This window comes from Streptomyces antimicrobicus, assembly GCF_020532625.1.
Taxonomy (GTDB): Bacteria; Actinomycetota; Actinomycetes; order Streptomycetales; family Streptomycetaceae; genus Streptomyces; species Streptomyces antimicrobicus.
Map to the genome: position 1 here is coordinate 1 of NZ_JAJAUY010000267.1, position 1,307 is coordinate 1,307.

Consider the following 1,307-nt stretch of genomic DNA (forward strand, 5'->3'; position numbering starts at 1 on the left):
TACCAGACGGTGCCGTTCCGGCAGGACACCTCGTACATGGCGATCGGTGAGCGGACGAACGCCAACGGGTCGAAGAAGTTCCGCGAGGCGATGCTGGAGGCGCGCTGGGACGACTGCGTGGAGATGGCCCGGGACCAGATCCGCGAGGGCGCGCACATGCTGGACCTGTGCGTGGACTACGTCGGCCGTGACGGCGTCGCCGACATGCGGGAGCTGGCGGGGCGCTTCGCGACGGCGTCGACGCTGCCGATCGTGCTGGACTCCACCGAGGTGGACGTGATCCAGGCCGGTCTGGAGAAGCTGGGCGGCCGGGCGGTGATCAACTCGGTGAACTACGAGGACGGTGACGGCCCGGAGTCCCGGTTCGCGAAGGTGACCCGGCTGGCGCAGGAGCACGGTGCCGCGTTGATCGCGTTGACGATCGACGAGGAGGGCCAGGCGCGGACGGTGGAGAAGAAGGTCGAGATCGCCGAGCGGCTGATCGAGGACCTGACGGGGAACTGGGGGATCCGTGAGTCGGACCTCCTCATCGACACCCTGACCTTCACCATCTGCACCGGTCAGGAGGAGTCCCGCAAGGACGGGATCGCCACGATCGAGGCGATCCGTGAGCTCAAGCGCCGTCGTCCCGACGTGCAGACGACGCTGGGTCTGTCGAACATCTCGTTCGGTCTGAATCCGGCGGCGCGGATCCTTTTGAACTCGGTGTTCCTGGACGAGTGTGTGAAGGCGGGGTTGGATTCGGCGATCGTGCACGCGTCGAAGATCCTGCCGATCGCGCGGTTCGACGAGGAGCAGGTCGCCACGGCGTTGGACCTGATCTACGACCGGCGGGCCGAGGGGTACGACCCGCTGCAGAAGCTGATGGCGTTGTTCGAGGGTGCGACGGCGAAGTCGTTGAAGGCGGGCAAGGCCGAGGAGCTGGCGGCGCTGCCGTTGGAGGAGCGGCTGCGGCGGCGGATCGTGGACGGGGAGAAGAACGGTCTGGAGGCCGATCTCGACGAGGCGCTGGTGACGCGGCCGGCGTTGGACATCGTCAACGACACGCTGCTGGAGGGCATGAAGGTCGTCGGTGAGCTGTTCGGGTCGGGGCAGATGCAGTTGCCGTTCGTGCTGCAGTCCGCCGAGGTCATGAAGACCGCCGTGGCCTACCTCGAACCGCACATGGAGAAGTCCGACGCGGAGGGCAAGGGCACGATCGTGCTGGCCACGGTCCGCGGTGACGTCCATGACATCGGCAAGAACCTCGTCGACATCATCCTCTCCAACAACGGCTACAACGTCGTCAACCTCGGCATCAAGCAGCC

1 protein-coding gene is annotated in these 1,307 nt (G+C 66.3%); it reads left to right on the forward strand.

Annotated elements, in window-relative coordinates:
* The coding region (locus LG632_RS29985; RefSeq protein ID WP_226731077.1) for a dihydropteroate synthase at positions 1-1,307 on the forward strand (1,307 nt) is incomplete at both ends.